17 protein-coding genes and 1 tRNA gene are annotated in these 18,615 nt (G+C 57.2%); 10 read left to right on the top strand and 8 right to left on the bottom strand.

Annotated elements, in window-relative coordinates; genetic code table 11:
• Nucleotides 1-59 precede the first annotated feature (59 nt).
• Nucleotides 60-1,958 carry a signal peptide peptidase SppA gene (sppA, locus tag Q0778_RS13550; RefSeq protein WP_298336785.1) on the bottom strand — a complete coding sequence of 633 codons (1,899 nt, stop codon included), beginning with the start codon at nucleotides 1,956-1,958 and terminating at the stop codon, nucleotides 60-62.
• Between the two features lie 381 nt (nucleotides 1,959-2,339).
• Here sppA and Q0778_RS13555 point away from each other — a divergent pair, with 381 nt between their 5' ends.
• Both Q0778_RS13555 and Q0778_RS13560 read left to right on the top strand, forming a co-directional pair.
• On the top strand, nucleotides 2,340-3,374 hold the full coding sequence (locus Q0778_RS13555) for an aspartate carbamoyltransferase catalytic subunit (protein WP_298337685.1): 1,035 nt from the start codon (nucleotides 2,340-2,342) through the stop codon (nucleotides 3,372-3,374).
• Nucleotides 3,371-4,606 carry a dihydroorotase gene (locus Q0778_RS13560; RefSeq protein ID WP_298336787.1) on the top strand — a complete coding sequence of 412 codons (1,236 nt, stop codon included), beginning with the start codon at nucleotides 3,371-3,373 and terminating at the stop codon, nucleotides 4,604-4,606. Before Q0778_RS13555 ends, Q0778_RS13560 begins: the two co-directional genes overlap by 4 nt.
• Before the next feature lie 100 nt (nucleotides 4,607-4,706).
• On the opposite strand, the gene Q0778_RS13565 is transcribed toward Q0778_RS13560, so the two are convergent.
• The 3 genes from Q0778_RS13565 to Q0778_RS13575 form a co-directional block, all read right to left on the bottom strand.
• Nucleotides 4,707-6,101, bottom strand: a complete 1,395-nt coding sequence (locus Q0778_RS13565) for an SPOR domain-containing protein (protein ID WP_298336789.1) — start codon at nucleotides 6,099-6,101, stop codon at nucleotides 4,707-4,709.
• A 60-nt stretch (nucleotides 6,102-6,161) separates the two neighbouring features.
• Nucleotides 6,162-6,524 (bottom strand): hypothetical protein, encoded by a 363-nt coding sequence (locus Q0778_RS13570; protein WP_298336791.1) that lies wholly within the window; start codon nucleotides 6,522-6,524, stop codon nucleotides 6,162-6,164.
• A gap of 85 nt (nucleotides 6,525-6,609) precedes the next feature.
• The gene (locus Q0778_RS13575) at nucleotides 6,610-7,332 is read right to left on the bottom strand and encodes a ParA family protein (protein WP_298303322.1); all 723 of its coding nucleotides are present in this window, start codon (nucleotides 7,330-7,332) and stop codon (nucleotides 6,610-6,612) included.
• A 306-nt stretch (nucleotides 7,333-7,638) separates the two neighbouring features.
• On the opposite strand from Q0778_RS13575, the gene Q0778_RS13580 reads away from it, so the two are divergent.
• The 4 genes from Q0778_RS13580 to bfr all read left to right on the top strand — a co-directional run bounded on the left by Q0778_RS13580 (nucleotide 7,639) and on the right by bfr (nucleotide 11,090).
• A complete protein-coding gene (locus Q0778_RS13580; protein WP_298336793.1) occupies nucleotides 7,639-8,703 on the top strand; it encodes an SPOR domain-containing protein in 1,065 nt (354 codons plus the stop codon).
• A gap of 80 nt (nucleotides 8,704-8,783) precedes the next feature.
• Complete coding sequence (locus Q0778_RS13585; protein ID WP_298336795.1) at nucleotides 8,784-10,100, top strand: DUF418 domain-containing protein; 1,317 nt, start codon at nucleotides 8,784-8,786, stop codon at nucleotides 10,098-10,100.
• A gap of 123 nt (nucleotides 10,101-10,223) precedes the next feature.
• Entirely contained in the window at nucleotides 10,224-10,439 is a 216-nt protein-coding gene (locus Q0778_RS13590; RefSeq protein WP_298336797.1) for a ferredoxin, read from the top strand.
• 168 nt (nucleotides 10,440-10,607) lie between these two features.
• Nucleotides 10,608-11,090, top strand: a complete 483-nt coding sequence (gene bfr / locus Q0778_RS13595) for a bacterioferritin (protein ID WP_298301452.1) — start codon at nucleotides 10,608-10,610, stop codon at nucleotides 11,088-11,090.
• Between the two features lie 71 nt (nucleotides 11,091-11,161).
• On the opposite strand, the gene Q0778_RS13600 is transcribed toward bfr, so the two are convergent.
• Both Q0778_RS13600 and der read right to left on the bottom strand, forming a co-directional pair.
• Complete coding sequence (locus Q0778_RS13600) at nucleotides 11,162-11,638, bottom strand: DUF2721 domain-containing protein (protein WP_298301454.1); 477 nt, start codon at nucleotides 11,636-11,638, stop codon at nucleotides 11,162-11,164.
• Nucleotides 11,635-13,077, bottom strand: a complete 1,443-nt coding sequence (gene der, locus Q0778_RS13605) for a ribosome biogenesis GTPase Der (protein ID WP_298336799.1) — start codon at nucleotides 13,075-13,077, stop codon at nucleotides 11,635-11,637. The genes Q0778_RS13600 and der overlap by 4 nt, the downstream gene beginning before the upstream one ends.
• A gap of 159 nt (nucleotides 13,078-13,236) precedes the next feature.
• Between der and Q0778_RS13610 the strand changes: the two genes are divergently transcribed.
• Nucleotides 13,237-13,818 carry a CHAP domain-containing protein gene (locus Q0778_RS13610; protein ID WP_298301456.1) on the top strand — a complete coding sequence of 194 codons (582 nt, stop codon included), beginning with the start codon at nucleotides 13,237-13,239 and terminating at the stop codon, nucleotides 13,816-13,818.
• 11 nt (nucleotides 13,819-13,829) lie between these two features.
• Here the strand turns inward: Q0778_RS13610 and Q0778_RS13615 are convergent, their stop codons facing one another.
• Nucleotides 13,830-14,129 (bottom strand): DUF3297 family protein, encoded by a 300-nt coding sequence (locus Q0778_RS13615; RefSeq protein WP_298301458.1) that lies wholly within the window; start codon nucleotides 14,127-14,129, stop codon nucleotides 13,830-13,832.
• A 138-nt stretch (nucleotides 14,130-14,267) separates the two neighbouring features.
• On the opposite strand from Q0778_RS13615, the gene Q0778_RS13620 reads away from it, so the two are divergent.
• A tRNA-Leu gene (locus Q0778_RS13620) sits at nucleotides 14,268-14,352 on the top strand.
• A gap of 71 nt (nucleotides 14,353-14,423) precedes the next feature.
• Nucleotides 14,424-15,989, top strand: a complete 1,566-nt coding sequence (tig, locus tag Q0778_RS13625; RefSeq protein ID WP_298336801.1) for a trigger factor — start codon at nucleotides 14,424-14,426, stop codon at nucleotides 15,987-15,989.
• Nucleotides 15,990-16,090: 101 nt separating this feature from the next.
• Here tig and Q0778_RS13630 read toward each other — a convergent pair whose 3' ends face one another.
• On the bottom strand, nucleotides 16,091-17,620 hold the full coding sequence (locus Q0778_RS13630) for an amidase (protein WP_298336803.1): 1,530 nt from the start codon (nucleotides 17,618-17,620) through the stop codon (nucleotides 16,091-16,093).
• 126 nt (nucleotides 17,621-17,746) lie between these two features.
• On the opposite strand from Q0778_RS13630, the gene Q0778_RS13635 reads away from it, so the two are divergent.
• Nucleotides 17,747-18,463, top strand: a complete 717-nt coding sequence (locus Q0778_RS13635) for an ATP-dependent Clp protease proteolytic subunit (protein WP_298336805.1) — start codon at nucleotides 17,747-17,749, stop codon at nucleotides 18,461-18,463.
• The last annotated feature ends 152 nt before the right edge of the window (nucleotides 18,464-18,615 follow it).

Consider the following 18,615-nt stretch of genomic DNA (forward strand, 5'->3'; position numbering starts at 1 on the left):
CGGTGCGGCTCTACTTTGGTGCCCGGATTTGTGCAAGCGACTGATCTCGGCACTGGCCCTTACTTCGAGAGCCAGGCACCCATGATCTGCGCAACGCTCATGCTTTCACGCGTATTCACCGGGCGCGGATTGGAAGGGCATTCAAGGCAATAGGCTTGCACCCCCTCAGTCCCGCTCAGCATTTTTGCATCGCTTACCATTTGGCCCAGCAACACTTCGCGCTGTCGCGCGGCCATGGCGAAGAGATCGCCCCCACGCGCCATCGGAGCAGGAGCCACGGCATTGGTAACGAGTTGGCGGATGAGTGAATCGTAATTGCCCGGCGCACTGCCGAGGAACATTGCGCTCCAATCGTCTTCTTCAAGGCTGGCTTCGGCAGCAACCCATTGCATTGCATCCTCAAGCCCGCCGAATTGGTCTATGAGCCCCAGTTGACGTGCTGTGCCGCCATCCCAGACGCGGCCTTGTGCGATCTGGTCCACCTTGTCGGTGGTCATGCCGCGCGCTTCACCAACAATGGTTAGGAAGTCAGTGTAGGTATCTTCAACCCCAGCTTGAAGGATAGCATCAAGCTCTGGGGAGAAGCCGTCGACGAGATCGGGTTGGCCGGAGAGGGGCGTGGTGCGGAAGCCTCCGGTGCTTACCCCAAGCTCTTCAGCCGTCCCTTCGAAGGTAGGGATTACGGCAAAGACACCGATAGAGCCGGTGATCGTTTCGGGCTGCGCAAAGATACGGTCCGCTTTGGTTGCCACCCAATAGCCACCGCTTGCGGCGACATTGGCGAAGGAAACCGCGACGGGCACGTCTTTGTCGGCGCGGTACCGCTCAACAGCCTGACGAATATCTTCGGAAGCGATGGCTGAACCGCCGGGAGAATCGACCCTGACCACAAGGCCCTTGATGTCGTCATCGCTCAGAGCCTTGTCGAGCAGCCCGACAATGCGCGCGCCGCCCGCTGTGCCAGGGCCAGCGTCGCCATCAACGATGGTGCCCGCAACGGTGACGACGGCGATCTTGTTGCTCGATGAACCCGTACCTGGTCCGACATCAGCAAGGTAAGGGGCGAAGTCGCTCTTGGCATAAGTTCCTGGCTTTTCGTCAAATGCATCTTCTCCCGCAATCTCCGCGACATGCTTGCCGAACTCGACCTTGGTGCCGATTGTATCGACGAGCCCCGCTTCGAGCGCTGCCTCCGCGAGATCGCCGGAGGAGGCTTCGACCCAAGCAACGGGATCGCTAGTGATGCGGTCAAGCTCAAGAGAAGGGCGCGCCTTGCTCACATTGGCCTGCCATTCTTCCCATAAGGCGCCGTAGAGCGCTGCCAGATTCTCGCGACTGGCTTCTGAAGGGCCGTCGAGCAGGTAAGGCTCAACAGCCGATTTGAATGTGCCCACGCGGTAAACGCGGACGTTGACTTTGAGCTTTTCGAGAAGGTCGGCGTAATAGAGGCGTGCGCCACCCGGTCCCGCGATTGTGGCACCGCCCATCGGGTCCACCCAAACCTCGCTCGCGTGGGAAGCAAGGTGCATGTGGTCATCGCCGTAGCCAAGAGCATATGTCAGCACCGGCTTCTCGGCCTTGCGTACACGGTCCATTGCATCGGCGATTGATTGCATGTGAACCTGGCCGCCACCGATAAAGGTGCTCATATCCATCACGACTGCTTTCACGCGATCATCGCTCGCCGCGGCGTCGAGTGCGCGAACCAAATCCCGTGCGCGCAACTCAACGGGCGGAGCAGCGCCACTGACCAATGTCTGGAAAGGGTCAACCTTGCTTTTCTCTTCTACCACGAAGCCGGTCATATCGATGTAGAGCGCGCCTTCACGCACCTGACCGGGGTTTGGCGTTGCGGAGAGGATGCTGAAGAGCGCTACGAAAAACAGCAACATGAAAACAAGGACAAGGCCGTCCTTTATGCCGACGATGACTTTCCACGCTTTACCCAAGAAGCTCATTCTTATTCCTTGTCCATTTTTGGCATGCCGAGTCCTTGGCGGATCTAACGCGTCCGCGACCCCCGCAGTTCCCCTGGAACATAATGACGCAAACGTAAACTTCTAGAGCAAGTGTCCCAGCGAGGTGTTGAGTGTTCGATGCAGCTCGTCGAACTGCATTCTGTGAGCGATTGCGCAATTCGCACTGGACGGTTGGTTTAATCCAACTTAGGGGCATTGGCCATGCATGAACTGCTGTTGGAAATTGAACAGTTTTGCCGCCGTCACGATATATCGGAGACGCGATTTGGCGAATTGGCGTTGAACGACAAGCCTTTTGTCGCGCAGCTAAGATCGGGGCGCGATTTGCGTAGTAGCACCGGCGCTCGGTTGAGGAATTTTATGGCTGAGTACGAGCGCGGGCAACCCGTTAGTGCCGCGATCTCTGATCGCTTCCCTGCCGGACGGCTCGCCTACCCTCACCGCGATTTAACCGGGATTAGCCAGCTTGAGCGGCACGAGATCCTCTACCTATTGGCATCAGCCGAAGAGTGGGTGGAGCTTAACAGGGGACGATCCAAACGCGTTGAACTGCTGAACGGGCTCACCATAATCAACGCCTTCTTTGAGAACTCGACGCGGACGCTTCTAAGCTTTGAGATTGCCGGTAAGCGGTTGGGAGCAGATGTTGTGAATATGCACGCGGCGCAATCGAGCGTGAAGAAAGGTGAGACGCTGATCGACACCGCAATCACTCTCAACGCGATGCGTGCGGATGCGATTGTGATCCGGCACGGGTCTAGCGGAGCGACGCAACTGATAGCCGACAAGGTCGATTGTCCAGTGTTAAACGCGGGCGATGGTCAGCACGAACATCCGACCCAGGCGTTGCTTGATGCGCTTGCGCTGCGGGAGGCTCTGGCAGCTCGAGGTGAGGGTGGTGAGGATTTCACCGGTCGCTCCATCCTGATCTGTGGGGACATTCTGCATAGCCGGGTGGCGCGGTCCAACATCCTGTGCCTTCAGGCGATGGGTGCCAAGGTGCGATTGTGTTCTCCCCCCGCGTTAATGCCACAAGGGGTGGAAATCATGGGGGCTGAGCCTTTTCATGATTTCGACGCCGCGCTTTCAGGAAGCGACGTGGTGATGATGCTTCGTTTGCAGTCGGAGCGCATGTCGGGGCAGTTCATTCCTTCGGCGCGGGAGTACCATCACCTTTATGGTCTTACGAAAGCGCGCCTTGAACGCGCTGCGCCTAACGCGCTTGTTATGCATCCGGGGCCGATGAATCGCGGCGTAGAGATCGACAGTGAAGTGGCAGATATGCTCGACCGCTCGATTATTACCAGTCAGGTTGAGATGGGGGTCGCAATCCGCATGGCGTGCCTTGATGTGCTCACGAGAGCGGGGCGCGGCGTTGAGGGGTGGGCAGCATGAAGCAAGTCCGTCCCCTGACAATCACCGGCGGCAAGATCGTTGCTCCGCACGGCATAGTCGATGGCGCTGTGCGTTGCGTCGACGGGCTGATCGCAGCCGTCGGCGGCGATGTGAACGCATCCGAAGGCGATCAGGTAATCTCTGCCAAAGGCAAGCTCATCGCGCCGGGCATTGTCGATTTTGGCGTTTTTGCCATCGACAAGCCAGCCTTTCATTTTGGCGGGATTACGCGTGCCGCACTGATGCCGGACCAATCCCCGCCACTCGATTATCCAAGTCGTGTCAATTACATCGCCAAAAGCGGCAAGCCGGACTTATGGGTTCACCCATTGGCGGCTGCAACGCGCGGACTTGAAGGGAGCGAGCTTGCCGAAATCGCTCTGATGCGTGATGCCGGGGCACGAGGCGTTGCCACCGGCCGCAACTGGATCGGTGACAGCGGTGTGATGCTTCGGTTGCTCCAATACGCTGCAATGCTCGATTTGGTGGTGGTCACCCATGCAGAGGATGCGGGGCTTACTGGAGAGGCGGCAGCGACGGCTGGAGAATTTGCAACGCGCCTCGGCCTTCCAAGCGCTCCGGCGGAGGCCGAGACGTTGGCTCTGGTGCGCGACATCGCTTTGGCTGAACTGAGCGGGGCGCGAGTCCATTTCCGCCAAGTCACGACGGCGGCTGGCCTTGATCTTGTGCGCGCCGCGAAAGCGCAAGGTATTCAAGTCACTTGTGGGATTACGCCAGCGCATTTCATGTTGTCAGACCTTGCGACAGCTGATTTCCGTACGTTTACCCGACTCTCCCCGCCTTTACGCAGCGAGGCTGACCGGCAGGCAGCCCTGGTTGCAATTGGCGACGGGACGGTTGATGTCATCTCCAGTGGCCATGACCCACGCGGCCCAGAGGACAAGCGCCTGCCCTTTGCCGATGCAGAGCCCGGCATGGCGGGAGCTGAAACCCTGCTTGCCATGGTCATGGGCCTAGTCCGCGATGAGGTGATCGATATGCCTCGCGCGTTCGAATTGCTCGCTGCCAAGCCGGCAGAGCTTCTTGGTATACCGACAGGGACCCTGAAAGTAGGTCACGAAGCCGATATCGCGGTTGTCGATCCAGAGGCCCCTTGGGTAGTGGATCGCCGCAAGATGGCCGCAACTGCCGACAATACACCGTTCGATATGCATGGGGTTCAAGGCCGCGTCCGCGCTCTTGTCAAAGGCGGTGTTGCTGTCACCAGTTAGCGGTGACTACGTCAGGCACAAAAATGCCCTCGGTAAGCGCGATGGCTTGCCGAGGGCAGTCTCACTGAAGCTTTCAAAAGGCGCTTAAGCGGAGGAAGTTTTACCGTGTGCGCGCGGCGACGCGGACATCGCGCTTCACTGCGCCAGCTGGTGGGCTGGATTTCGCATAGGCAAAGCAACCGCCGCCCGATGCTTTCACTGTGCCACAAAGCGAACGCGCTGAACGTGAGCCAAAGCCAGCGGCAGCAACGCGGAAGAAGGTGCGACCGTTTACTTCAGCCTCGGTAATGACAACGTCGTGACCCTTGAGGCTAGGATAGCGGCGCTGGAACTCACCCCACTTTTGTTCAGCCACCTGGCGGCTGTTAAATGCGCCGAGCTGAACGTGGTGAGTGTCTGCGACTGCCCTCGAAGGAGCGCTGCCAGCGTTACGAGTTGGTGCACTTGCACGCTTGGGCGCAGGGCGAGCAGCTACGCTTGGTGCTGGAACGGATACGGGAACGTTTTGAACGACGGCGTTCGAAACGAAGCGCGGAGCCGGAGGTTGTGCAGGCGCTGGCGCTGCAACCGGGCTTGGAGTGGTTGCAGGAACAACCACCTGAGCCAGCGTAGTTGACCGTGCGAGAACAGCGGGTGCTGCGCTTACTGACGCATCTTCAGGCTGGCTATTCGCAAAGGACATGGATTCGCTTTCGCGCGGCTGGGCCGGGCTTGCGCTCGGAGCTTTTTCAACATCCAGCTCTGCAAGTTGTGCTGCCTCAGCCGCCAATGCTGGCTGCGTTGGGAAGTTGGCGAGTGCCAGGTGTTGCGGTTGACCACCATCGCGAACAGGCTTCAGACCGAGCAGGTTTGAAACACGAAGCATGTAATCTTCAGGACGCGCGCTCGCTGCCCAATCGGACAGGCGAGCGTCAAGTTGATCCACTGGAACGTCTTCAGCCGCCATCACACGGGCAGCACGCCAATTGCCGGCAAGCGCATATGCATAAGCAAGGTTCTGACGTGCCTTAGGTGAGGCATTACCTTCGCGAATTGTGTCGATGAGAATTTCGACACCGCGGTCGGCTTCGCCAGCGAGCGCAAGGGCAAGGCCAAGGTCGGCGCGTGACACGCTGCTTTGCCGTGCCTGCAGTGCCTGAACTGCAGCGCGGTTGTCACCGATAGCAACTTTGGTCAGCGCGAAGGTAAGAGCCGTGCGCCCGCGAATATCGCCCAATTCCATTGCTTCACCAAAGGCGGTGGCAGCGGATTCGAAACGGCCCGCTTCAAGATAGGCGGTGCCCAGGGTCGCACGATATTCGGGATCGCGAGGGGAGGCGAGCACGGCTGCCTCTGCATAGGTGATCGCTTTGTCAACCTTGCCCTTTTCCAGAGCGCCTTGCGCTTTGGTGAAGGACACCTGTGCAGGTGGAGCAGACGAAGTACAGCTCGCAAGCGCGAGGCTGGCGACGGCTGCGCTCAGTACAAGGCGGGCTTTTTGATTACTGCGAGCCATTTTCGTTTCCCCTGATTTAATCATCATCTTGATCTTTTTATTTCCACGAAGGGTTAAGATTCAGTTTCGTTTCATGCGCTGAGTAAGAACCTCGAGGTCTTCAATATCCTCAAAAACCGCATCAATCGCCTCGGTCACCAGAGCCTGTGCGCTCATGCCATGCATAGTCGCAGCAAGGCGTAGTTTTAGGTGACGATCCGCATCGAGCCGCAGCGTGAAGGCCGCACGGCGTGCGGCCTTTTCCGATTTCTGTCGAACGGGCTTGGCTTTCTTGGGCGCTTTTTTTCTTGCCTTGGTAGCAACGGGGCTGTCGCCCTCATTTGCCGTTTCACGGGCATCGCCCATGTCGTTCCAACCCAAGTCTTCGAGTTTCTCCGAATCAATCGGAGTGACTCCGGGAATTGGGGCAAGTTGTGGGCGCATGGCAGGCTTCGCTCCACCCTTCCGGGCAAGCAAGGTCGGTCCAAGCGTTGCAAAGCTGGCTTCCGGCATCGCGCTGGGCACCCTTTTAGTGTGCTACTCGGCGGCCAAAGCCGCCTGCTGGGCGCTGAACACCATTGGCTTGCATCTGGGAGCCGGTCCCGGGTGATGCGAAAATGGTGCGGCGGAAATTCTTCTCAAGCCTGTCGGAGATATACTTCCAAAGGGCGGTGATTTCAGCAGCGCTGCGGCCGTCAGGCTCGACCTCCATGACGGTGCGGCCATCGATCATAGAGGCAGCAAAATCAGTGCGGTGGTGAAGCGTGATCGGAGCAACAGTGCCATGCTGCGACAGCGCTACAGCGGCTTCCGAAGTGATCTTCGCCTTGGGCGTTGCGGCGTTCACAACAAACACAAGTGGCTTACCCGCGCGCTCGCACAGATCAACGGTTGCACCAACGGCGCGCAAATCATGCGGGCTTGGGCGGGTTGGGACGACAATCAGCTCAGCCACAGAAATGACTGACTGGATTGCCATGGTGATGGCTGGCGGCGTATCGATTACGGCCAGCTTGAACCCCTGTTGACGCAAAACAGCCAGGTCATTGGCCAGACGCGAAACCGTTGTTTGAGCGAAAGCAGGATACTCTGCCTCGCGTTCGTTCCACCAATCGGCGAGCGACCCTTGCGGATCGATATCGATGAGCACAACTGGGCCAGCGCCAGCGCGCTGCGCCTGTACAGCCAGATGCCCGGACAAGGTTGTTTTACCTGATCCGCCTTTCTGTGATGCCAATGCTAATACACGCAAAACCGGTCCCCCTAGAATGTGACCTGAGAAAACGCTGCTCAATCGCAGCTCCTTGGTTACGGGGATCGCAGACTACCCCTAATTTTGGGTTAACAGGCATCAACCAATCAACGCTGAGCGGCGAATACTCGGGCTTTGCCAAGGCAAGTTTTCGAGAAGCGGCTTGGCCACCAAAACACCGCAAACGAATTGCCCGGCAAGTTCGGTCAACGAATTGCTAACCATTGCAACGCTAGAAAAACCGGGAGGGATCGATTGGTAGTCTGACTACTCTTTCGGTGCGCAGACAAAAGGAGCCCGGACGCTATGGCACAAGGCATTGACTTTAAACCAAGCTTTCTTCGCATGATCGCTGGCATGGGTGCTGCTGTTGCAGCCTCAGCGGCTACACCGCTTGCAGCTGACGTAAAGCAGGGTGTCGACGCATGGAGCACGGGTAATTACACTGCAGCAGTTGCGGAATGGCAGCTACCGGCCAGCAATGGCGATGCAGATGCCTTGTTCAATCTGGCACAGGCCTATCGATTGGGCCGCGGTGTCCCAGCCGATATTAACCGAGCGCGCGAACTCTACTCAGAAGCAGCGCAAAAAGGGCATGTAAAAGCCGCCGACAATTATGGTCTGCTCCTGTTCCAACAGGGTGAGCAAACCAATGCCATGCCGCTTATCAAGGATGCCGCAGAGCGGGGCGACCCGCGCGCGCAATATGTATTGGGCCTTTCACATTTTAACGCCGACTATGCAGAAAAAGACTGGGTGCGCGCCTATGCTCTTTTGACATTGGCAAACAGCGCAGGCCTGCCGCAAGCAGCAACTGCACTTCAGCAGATGGACAAATATGTGCCGGTTGGTCAACGCCAGTCTGCCCAGTCGCTCGCGCGCGAGTTGGAAAGCAAAGCCGCACAGCGTCGAAGCGCTGAGCTCGCGGCGCTTGACCTTGGCACGCCTGCTGAAAGTGCGTCTGAATCGACAACCTCTTTCTCTAAGCAACCACGGCCTGTTTTTGTTGGACGAGCGCCCCGCGCCGAACCCGCATTGGCAACGCCGGAGGCTACTCCAGCCGTATTGAACAACCCGGCACCAGTTCCTGTGCGTGTTGCTCAACCTGTTCGTTCCGCTGCGGCTCCCACAGCAACGCAAACCGGCGATTGGCGAGTGCAATTGGGAGCGTTCGGAGTTGCGAGCAATGCTGACCGCCTGTGGTCCCGCCTAGCCGCCAACCCGGCGCTATCAGGCACCAGCAAAGCGCTTGTTCCCGGCGGCAATGTGGTCCGCCTTCAAGCCGTCGGCTTCTACAGTCGCGCCGAAGCTCAGCGCGCTTGCGACAGTTTGAAGAGCCAGGGGCAGGGGTGCCTGGTCAAACAACCATAGTTTCGTAAGCGGTTCTTCCCCTCTTCCCCTGAACGACGGCGGTGCTAAACATCGTCGCACTCGGGATCAGGGGAAACTGCATGACCACTTCCAATAATGCGGTTCAAGCCGAAGATGGCTTGAACGCTGAAGCTGTTGCCACTGATGGCCCAAGCGATGACGCGAGGCCTGTCGCCACAAGTGATCGGATCGAAACGCTCGACTTCATTCGTGGGATCGCCGTTATGGGAATTCTCTTGGCGAATATCGTCGCCTTTGGTCAGCCCTTTAGCGCGTACATGTATCCCTCGGCTTGGCTGGGCGAGAGCGGCGATCCCGATGGATGGCTTTGGATTGTCCAATTTGTCCTGATCGACGGCAAGATGCGCGCGCTTTTCACCGTCTTGTTTGGCGCTGGGCTCTACCTCTTTATGGAGCGCGCTTGGGCCCGAGGGCAGACGCGGTGGTTACAAGCGTGGCGTTTGGTCGTCCTGCTGGCCTTTGGGTTGTTACATTTCTTTCTGCTTTGGCAGGGGGATATTCTTGCTCTCTACGGAATGTGCGGGCTGCTGGTGGTGCCCATGCTGCGCCTTAGCGTGAAGCGGCAGATGGGTATTGGCGTCACCGGCTATGTGTTTGGGGCGGTACTGTTTCTCGCGGCGATGGCACCACTGAGTTTTGTCGCAGATTCGATGGACGATTCCGAGCCGGGGATCGCGGAATTTCGAGAGGGCCTTGAGCAAGGCAAGGCACAAACCCTCAAAGACGATGCTGAGGTCACAAAGCTCAAGCAAGCGGGCAGCTATGCCGACCTCGTCGTTCACCGGGTTGAAGAGAAGACCTTCCAGCCAGTCATAAACGCGTCGTTCTTTTTTCTCGAAACTGTGCCTCTGATGCTGATCGGTGCAGCGCTCTATCGGCTAGGCTTTTTTAGCGGCGGTGTTGCGCCGAATGATCTCAGGAAATGGGGCTGGATAGCGGTGATCGGCGGGGGGCTTGCATCGCTTGCGATCGCTTTGTGGACCCAAGCGGGTGGCTTTACGTATTATGGTACGCTGGCAGCTTTTATGGGTTGGTCGCCTTTGCCTCGACTTGCCATGGGGCTTGGCATGGCGGCGTTATTGGTCGCTTATTCACCCGCCTGGACAGGCTGGTTAGCATCCCGCGTGCGAGCAGCAGGGCGTACAGCATTCACCAATTATCTCGGCACTTCGATAGTGATGCTGTTTGTGATGCACGGATGGGCTCTGGGACTGTTTGGTGAGCTCAATCGCCCGCAGCTATACTTGGTCACGCTGCTGACTTGCGGCCTGATGCTTGCTTGGTCCAAGCCGTGGCTCGATCGCTATCGCTATGGCCCGCTCGAGTGGTTGTGGCGCTGCCTGACCTATCGGCAAAGTTTCGCGAACAGGCGCTGAGAGGCATGGGCCCGTACTCGGCTCTGGATAGATGCGGCTGCTCTTGTGAAAATTTGCTTGCTATTGCGATTAATTCGCATATCTAAGTGTTGCAAACGCCTCGCAGGAGAGATTCGGAAGCTTATGTACACTTGCATTTGCAATGCCATTCGCGAAACAGACTTACGTGCAGCTGCGCTGGAGTCCGATGGATGCGCTGAGGCGGTTTATGCGACGCTCGGTAAAAAGCCGAATTGCGGGCAATGTCTTGAGAAGGCTCAGAAAACTATCGAAGAAGAGCGCGCTCTGGTCGCGTCTCTCGATCCAAGACGCAAACTTTGCGAGGAAGTCGCATTATAACCCTCTGATACGCAATTGCGAACAGGTCGCAAGCATCTGATTTACAACGAAAAAATTTGCTGGACCCCTTGCCGATGCATGGGGTGTTCCTCTATATATGCGCAATAAGGGCCAGGTATTGATCTGGCTCAAACGCAAAACCCCTACACCTATAGAGGACTTTTACCCATGAAGGGCGATCCCAAAGTCATCGAGTTTCTGAACAAGGCGCTCACCAATGAGCTGACGGCAATCAACCAGTACTGGCTGCACTACCGTGTGCTGGATGATTGGGGTGTTGCGAAACTTGCCGAATATGAGCGCAAGGAATCCATCGAAGAGATGGAGCACGCCGACAAGCTGGCTGAGCGTGTGCTGTTCCTAAACGGCCTTCCTAACTTCCAGGCGATCCACAATCTTCGTGTGGGTGAGACCGTGTTGGAAATTCTCAAGGCCGATATGGCTCTCGAAGAAGATGCTATTCCGCTCCTTCGTGACGCAGTCGAATATTGCGAAAGCGTGCGCGACTATGTCAGCCGCGATCTGTTCGCGATGATCCTCGACAATGAAGAAGAACACGTGGACTTCCTTGAGACCCAGTTCGACATGATCGAGCGCATGGGCCTCGAGAACTACGTCCAGCTCAACAGCAAGGCGGCTGGCGACGAGTAATCGCTCGGAATGGTTCCAGAGTGAGCTGAGGGCGGGGGCGGAGATGCTTTCCGCCCTTTTGCTGTTCTCACCTAAGGATAAAGATCGTTCTTGGGACCATCCGCGGCGAGCAGTGTCTCGCGCAAGAAATAGACAAGGCCTGTGATCAACAGTGCAACGGTCGCCACCCAGAGAACGGCCACAATCGTGCCGATCCTCGTTTCAATATAGGCGGACACGAACAAAAGCGCGATGACCAAGCTGATCACGACAGCAGCAGCCGTCGAAAACTTGATCGCAACTCGCACAAGCCGGCGACGCTTGCGCAGCCATTCAATCTCGCTGGCGTGGGCGACGTCGCACGAAATGTTGTCGCTTTCTGCTAAGCGCTCGATCCGACCCGCAACCCAGATAATGCGCGCCATCATGACATTCATAATGCTGCCAATGCCAACCAATAGGAAAGCCGGCGCAAGGCTGAGTTCGACCGCGCGCAGCACGCGGGGAGTATCGGCTGTCCGTTCAAGGAGTTCGCTGGCGACACCGCTTGAAAGAAGGTCGAAGATCACGACTTGCGGTTCCCCCCAGAGTAATTGCCGCCGCCACCACGGTTGGCGTTGTAGGGGTTTTTCGGGCTCTTCAATGTGACGCGCACGGGCACCGCTTCAAAGCCTAGCTTTGCTCTGATCCCGTTGATCAAATAGCGCTCATAACTCTTAGGCAGGTCATCCAAGCGCGATCCGAACACGACGAAGCGGGGGGGGCGGGTACCGGCTTGCGTGATGTAGCGCAGCTTAATCCGGCGGCCTCCGGGGGCGGGCGGTGGGTTTGCTGCCAACGCATCGTCAAACCAGCGGTTGAGAGCGGCCGTCGGCACGCGCTTTGACCAGCTTTCGCGAAGTGTGAACGCCGCGCCCAACATTGTGTCTAGTCCCTTGCCAGTCTTGGCGCTGACCGAGAACACTGGCAATCCGCGCACCTGCGCCAAACCATCGTGCAAGGCCGCTTTGATCCCGTTGAAGAGCGAGGAGGCGTCTTCTGCAATGTCCCACTTGTTGATCGCGACCATCAGGGCACGACCTTCTTCCAGCGCAAGCGCGGCGATTTTGAGATCCTGGTGCTCAAGCCCCTGTGTCGCATCGAGGAGCAGCACGACCACTTCGGCAAAATCGACCGCTCGCCGCGCGTCAGCGACGGACAGCTTTTCCAGTTTCTCGGTCACATTACGCTTCTTGCGCATTCCGGCGGTGTCGATCAGTCGGATTTCGCGAGTGGTGCCCGAGCGTTTGTCCTCCCACTCCCAATCAATCGCAATCGAATCTCTGGTGATACCGGCCTCAGGACCGGTCAAAAGGCGGTCTTCGCCAAGTAGGCGGTTGATGAGCGTCGATTTGCCCGCATTGGGTCGGCCAACAATCGCAAGCTTCAATGGACCAAGCGGCGCGTCTTCCTCGTCCTCTTCCATCGGCGCATTGGCCGCCGCTTCCGCTGCGTCTGCCTTCTCGCCAATGATTGGCCACAACCCACCAAAAAGGTCTGCGATCCCTTCGCCATGCTCAGCTGACACCGCGACAGGTTCGCCAAAGCCGAGAGAATAGCTTTCCAGAACGCCGCTTTCTCCGGCAGAACCTTCCGCCTTGTTGGCGACCAATACGATCGGCACGTCGTGTTCACGAAGATAGCGGGCGATCTCATTGTCGAGTGGAGTGAGTCCTGCCCGCGCATCGACCACGAACAAGGCGGCATCCGCGCCTTCTAGGCTTGCCTCGGTCTGTTTGCGCATCCGTCCGGGAAGAGTGAGATCATCCTCGTCCTCCCACCCGGCGGTGTCGACGATGGTGAACTGGAGGCCAGCGATCTCGGCATCACCCATGCGGCGGTCGCGCGTGACGCCGGGCTGATCATCGACCAATGCGAGCTTCTTACCCACGAGCCGATTGAACAGCGTGGACTTTCCCACATTGGGGCGACCGATAATGATGACGGTGGGTTTGTCGGGCGTATTCATGAGCGTTGCGTGCCTGCTTTCGAGCGCCAAGTGGCCGCTTGAGCGCGACTTGGCAAGGTTTTCGGGCAAGTGAACGCGCAATTCTGGAGAGAGCCTAAACAGGCTATTAACCCTGATTCGAAGCCGCATATCAAGATTACCGGGCCATTAGGGTTAATCATGACCTATCGTCTCAAATCTTTTTTTGCAGCTGCGCTGGCTATTGTTGCGACTACGGCAGTGCTGGTTCCCAGCCCTGCGATCGCGCAAAACTCCGGCTATCTTCAATGCGTTCCCTATGCGCGCGAGCTTTCGGGCATTCAAATCTATGGCGATGCGCGCACCTGGTGGCATCAGGCCGATGGCAAATATGGCCGTGGGCAACGCCCACAAAAGGGCGCGGTCATGGTGTTCAAGCCACATCGCAATATGCGCCTGGGTCATGTCGCTTATGTCAGTGAAGTGATCGATTCGCGCACGGTGCGGCTGACGCACGCCAATTGGTCGCGGATCAATGGAAGGCGTGGGCAGATTGAACGCAATGTGCCTGCTGTCGATGTCTCTCCCAACAATGACTGGAGCGAAGTGCGCGTTTGGTACCACTCCATCCAGGCACCGGGCGGCACACATTGGCCGCTCCACGGCTTTGTCTACGCTGATTCTACCTCTCGGCCGCAGCAGCCGATACCTCGCGTGCGTGGACCCGTGCGGGTTGAGCCATCAAAGGAGTTTGTGAACGCCTTTGCCGAGTTCAGCCGTTAGGGTAAAAAGGCTTAGCCTTTCTTTGCGACGGGCGGCTCATCGCCAAGATCTTCAAACCAGGCTTCGACCGGGCCATTGAGCTTGATCGTGAGCGGTTGACCTTTGCGATCGACCGTCTTGCCCGCTTGCACTCGCACCCAGCCTTCCGAAATCGAATACTCTTCGATATCGGTGCGGACACGCTCCTTAAACTTGATGCCAACTCCGCGTTGAAGTGCGTCTGCATTGAAAGCAGGACTGCGAGGATTGACCGAGAGGTGATCGGGTGGAACGTCGCCAGATTCTGGTGCGGTGTTTGTTTCTTCGCTCATGGTCACGCGCCTTTAGTCGGCTCTCGCACACGAAACAAGCATGCTTACGCTTGCCCTTTTCAGCGCGGGGCATTAGAGGGCCCGTCTGACGCGCGCGGGGAACCTTTTACGGTTTGCCGCGCGGCTTCGTCTGGGCATGCGGGCGTGGCGAAATTGGTAGACGCGCCAGATTTAGGTTCTGGTATCGCAAGATGTGGGGGTTCGAGTCCCTTCGCCCGCACCAATATTCGCCCTGCTGCAGAGTCTAGACGAACCACGAAATTCTTGCTCGCAAAGGCTAAAAGTAACAATCTCATGGCTATCAAGCAGACCACAAATGAAGGCCTCAAACGCGCCTATCTGATCACTATCACGGCCGCAGAAATTGCTGGCAAGATTGAAGCTGAGATCAAGAAGATCGCGCCACAGGTCAAAATGCCGGGTTTCCGTCCAGGCAAGGTTCCAGCCAATCTCGTGAAGAAGATGCACGGCGAGCAAATCCACGGCCAGACCGTGAACGATATGATTCGCGATGCGGTAGACGGGATGATCCGCGACGAAGAGCTGCGCCCTGCGATGCAGCCTTCGATTGCCCTTGGTGACGGCTATGAAGAAGGCAAAGACGCCGAAATCACGGTTGAGCTTGAAGTGCTCCCAGTGGTTGAAGCGCCTGGCACTGACGATCTTAAGCTTGAAAAGCTGACCGTTCCTGTAAGCGATGAAGCGCTTGAAGAGGCGATTGCCAACATCGCCGGCTCGAACAAGAGCTACAAAGACGCAGCCAAAACCAAGAAGGCCGCTGACGGCAACCAGCTGATCATCGACTTCGTAGGCAAGCTGGATGGCGAAGAGTTCGAAGGCGGCAAAGCCGAAGATGCAGCGCTTGTCATCGGTTCAGGCGCTTTCATCCCTGGTTTCGAAGAGCAGCTTGTTGGCGCGAAGACAGGTGACGAGAAAACCATCAACGTCACTTTCCCCGAGGATTACCAGGCCGAGAACCTCGCCGGAAAAGAAGCAACTTTCGACATTACTGTGAAAGCGGTGAAGGTCGAAACTGAGACCAAGATCGACGACGAGTTCGCCAAGAACCTCGGTCTCGACAGCCTCGAGAAGCTGCAAGAGATCATGAAAGGTCAGCTTGAGCAGCAGACCGCTGGCCTCACCCGCACGCAGATGAAGCGTCAGCTTCTCGATCAACTTGCTGCTGGTCACGATTTCGAAGTTCCTTCGCAAATGGTCGAAGCGGAATTTGAGCAAATCTGGGCTCAGCTTCAGCAGGAAGCTGCTAAGGAAGAAGACCCTGAAGCTGCGGTCAAAGAGATCGAAGCTGAAAAGGACGACTATAAGTCGATCGCTGAGCGCCGCGTGCGTTTGGGCCTCCTCCTTTCCGAAATCGGTCAGGCGAACGGCGTCGAAGTCACTCAACAAGAAATGCAAATGCTGATTCAGCAAGCAGCGCAGCAATATCGCGAAGAAGACCGCGAGCGCTTTATGCAGTACATTCAACAAGAGCCTATGGCTGCAGCTCAGCTGCGGGCGCCGCTTTACGAAGACAAAGTCGTCGACTTCCTGTTCGACAAGGCTGATGTCACGACACGTGAAGTGACCGTTGAAGAGCTTCAGGAAGCTATTGAAGCAGATGAAGAGGCCGAAGCGGAAAAGGCTAAGGCTGCTCCGAAGAAGAAAGCGGCTGCTAAGAAGGCACCTGCCAAAAAAGCTCCGGCGAAAAAAGCACCTGCTAAGAAGGCTCCGACCAAGAAGGCAGCGGCTAAGGGCGCTGATGAGAAGCCAGAGGCTAAGAAGGTACCTGCGAAGAAAGCTCCTGCTAAAAAACCAGCCGCGAAAAAGGCACCGGCTAAGAAGCCAGCTGCCAAAAAGTAATTTTTTGCAAGCGGCCTAATCAGGCTATTGCATGAAAAATAAAAGGCCCCCGCATCAAGCGATCCATGCGGGGGCTTTTTCGTGTCGGCGATTAGCGGGATTTAGCCTTCTGGAGACCAGCGCTTAAAGCTGGGTGTTGGCAGCTGAGCGCTCCGTGCCCGTTCGTAAGCCGCGCCCACTTTCAATATATCATGGTCTGCCCATTTTGTGCCGAAGAAGCTGATCCCGACAGGCAGTCTCTCTACCTCACCCATAGGAACAGTGAGATGCGGATAGCCGGCGATAGCTGCAGGAGACCCAAAGCCTATCGAGCCATTGAATTGGTCGCCCAGTACAAGGTCACTCATCCACGCAGGCCCGCGTGTGGGGGCAACGAGGAAAGTCACATTGTGCTGTGTCATAAGCGCATTGAGCGTTTCTTCGCCGGCGATCCGGACGGCTGTCTCGCGTGCTTTTTCGTAAGCCTCGCGGTCCGTCGTCAACTCTGCTGCCTGAAAGAGGCCTTGATCAAACCAGCGCATTTCGATGTCCGCATTCGCCTTGTTAAAAGCGATAAGATCAGCAAGGCTTCGCGGTGCGACATCGCTATCCGTTTCGCCCGGTCCGCCACCGATGGCGGGTATGCTCTCGAGATATTTGCCCATCTCTTCGCGCAGTTCGTAGAGGAGCACAGTGAAGCTGTTGCCGAACATGTCGGTGTTCAGATCGTGCTCAATTTCAATGATGACCGCGCCCGCCGCTTTGAGGTCAGCCAAGGCCGTTTCAAAAACCTCTTCAACCGCGTCATTGTCGCCAACCTGCTTGCGCATCACGCCGATCCGCACACCTTGAAGCGAGTAGTCGGAGAGCCCCGCGGTGTAATCGCTGACCCGGACTGCATCCTTGGTTGCATTATCGGCGCTGTCTTCGCCGGCGATGGCAGTCAGCAACAGAGCAGCGTCATAGACCGTCTTGGTCATAGGGCCTGCGGTGTCCTGAGTGCTGGAAATCGGGACCACATGCGTGCGGCTGACGATGCCGACGCTAGGCTTGAACCCAACCACGCCGTTGATAGCAGCGGGGCAAGTGATTGAGCCATTGGTCTCTGTCCCAATCGCACCCCAAGCAAAGCCTGCTGCGACCGCTGCGCCGCTGCCAGAGGAGGAGCCGCAGGAATTGCGGTCTATTGCGTGAGGGTTGCGCGTTAAGCCGCCCACCGCGCTCCACCCGCTGGTTGAGCTATTGCTGCGGATGTTCGCCCATTCCGACAGATTCGCCTTGCCCAGCACAACTCCGCCAGCTTCGCGCATATTGGCAATCAGGGGTGCGTCACGTCGGGTGAAATTGTATTTGAGAGCAAGGCTTCCGGCTGTCGTTGGAAACTCTTCTGTCTCAATATTGTCCTTCACCAACACCGTGCGACCGCGCAAAATGCCCACGTCGGACATCTCGCGCGCCTTAAACCCCGCGGTGTAGGAATAGGTAATGACTGCATTGAGGCCCTGAGGACCATCATTGTGCGCCCTGATGCGCTCAACCTGCTTGCCGACCTCTTTGACAGCGTCATAATCGGTCGAATTTTCCTCCGCACTCAGGGATACAGGTCCAAGCGCCAGCGACATCGCAAATAGCGAAACAAGTGATTTTTTCATGAGGTCGGACCTTACACTTTTGCCCCTTTTGCCCAAGTGCAAAGTTAACGCCCTTGAAGATTGTGCACATCCGCCCGACATAGGCGCTCAAGCCTTTTGGCAACACTTTGGATGAGGACACACTCGATGATCGACCTGCTTGGCAATTCTGGCGAAACCTATGGCTCGCAAGGGCGCTTTGAGCACGATCCCGTGACTGGCGCTTTGGTTCCTACGGTGGTTGAACAATCGAGTCGCGGTGAGCGTGCGTTCGACATCTTCTCGCGCCTGCTGCGTGAGCGGATCGTGTTTGTGACCGGTCAGGTTGAAGACAATATGGCTTCGCTTATTGTCGCACAGCTGTTGTTCCTCGAAAGTGAAAACCCTTCCAAGCCGATCAGCATGTATATCAACTCGCCTGGGGGCGTAGTGACGGCTGGCATGGCGATCCATGACACCATGCAATACATCAAGCCACGTGTGTCGACCGTATGCATCGGTCAGGCCGCCTCTATGGGTAGCTTCCTCCTGGCAGCAGGTGAGCCCGGCATGCGTGTGGCACTTCCGAATGCGCGGATCATGGTTCACCAACCTTCTGGCGGCGCACGCGGAATGGCTTCCGATATCGAGATCCAGGCCCGCGAGATCTTGCGCATTCGCACCCGTCTCAACGACCTTTATGTGAAGTACACCGGCCAAAGCCTCGACGAGATCGAAGAGGCAATGGACCGTGATACCTTCCTCGAAGCGCAAGAAGCCAAGGACTTTGGGCTTGTTGACAAAGTTTTTGAAACCCGTCCTGAGGCGGGTGATGAAGCTGGCGAAGGTTCTGATGAAAAGGGCTCAGGCGGCGCGCCTGAGTAAGCGGTAACCTTCGTTTGACACCGTGGCCCATTGCAGGACGCGGGCGCGCAAGGTTTAATCGCATGTGCACTATTTGACCGTAATTATCGGCATTGCGGATCAAAAATGCTGTGCCATGTGTTGATTCATGTGGACAGCGAGATACACTCGGC

Origin of the sequence: uncultured Erythrobacter sp., assembly GCF_947502395.1 — a bacterium.
Classification (GTDB): Bacteria; Pseudomonadota; Alphaproteobacteria; order Sphingomonadales; family Sphingomonadaceae; genus Erythrobacter.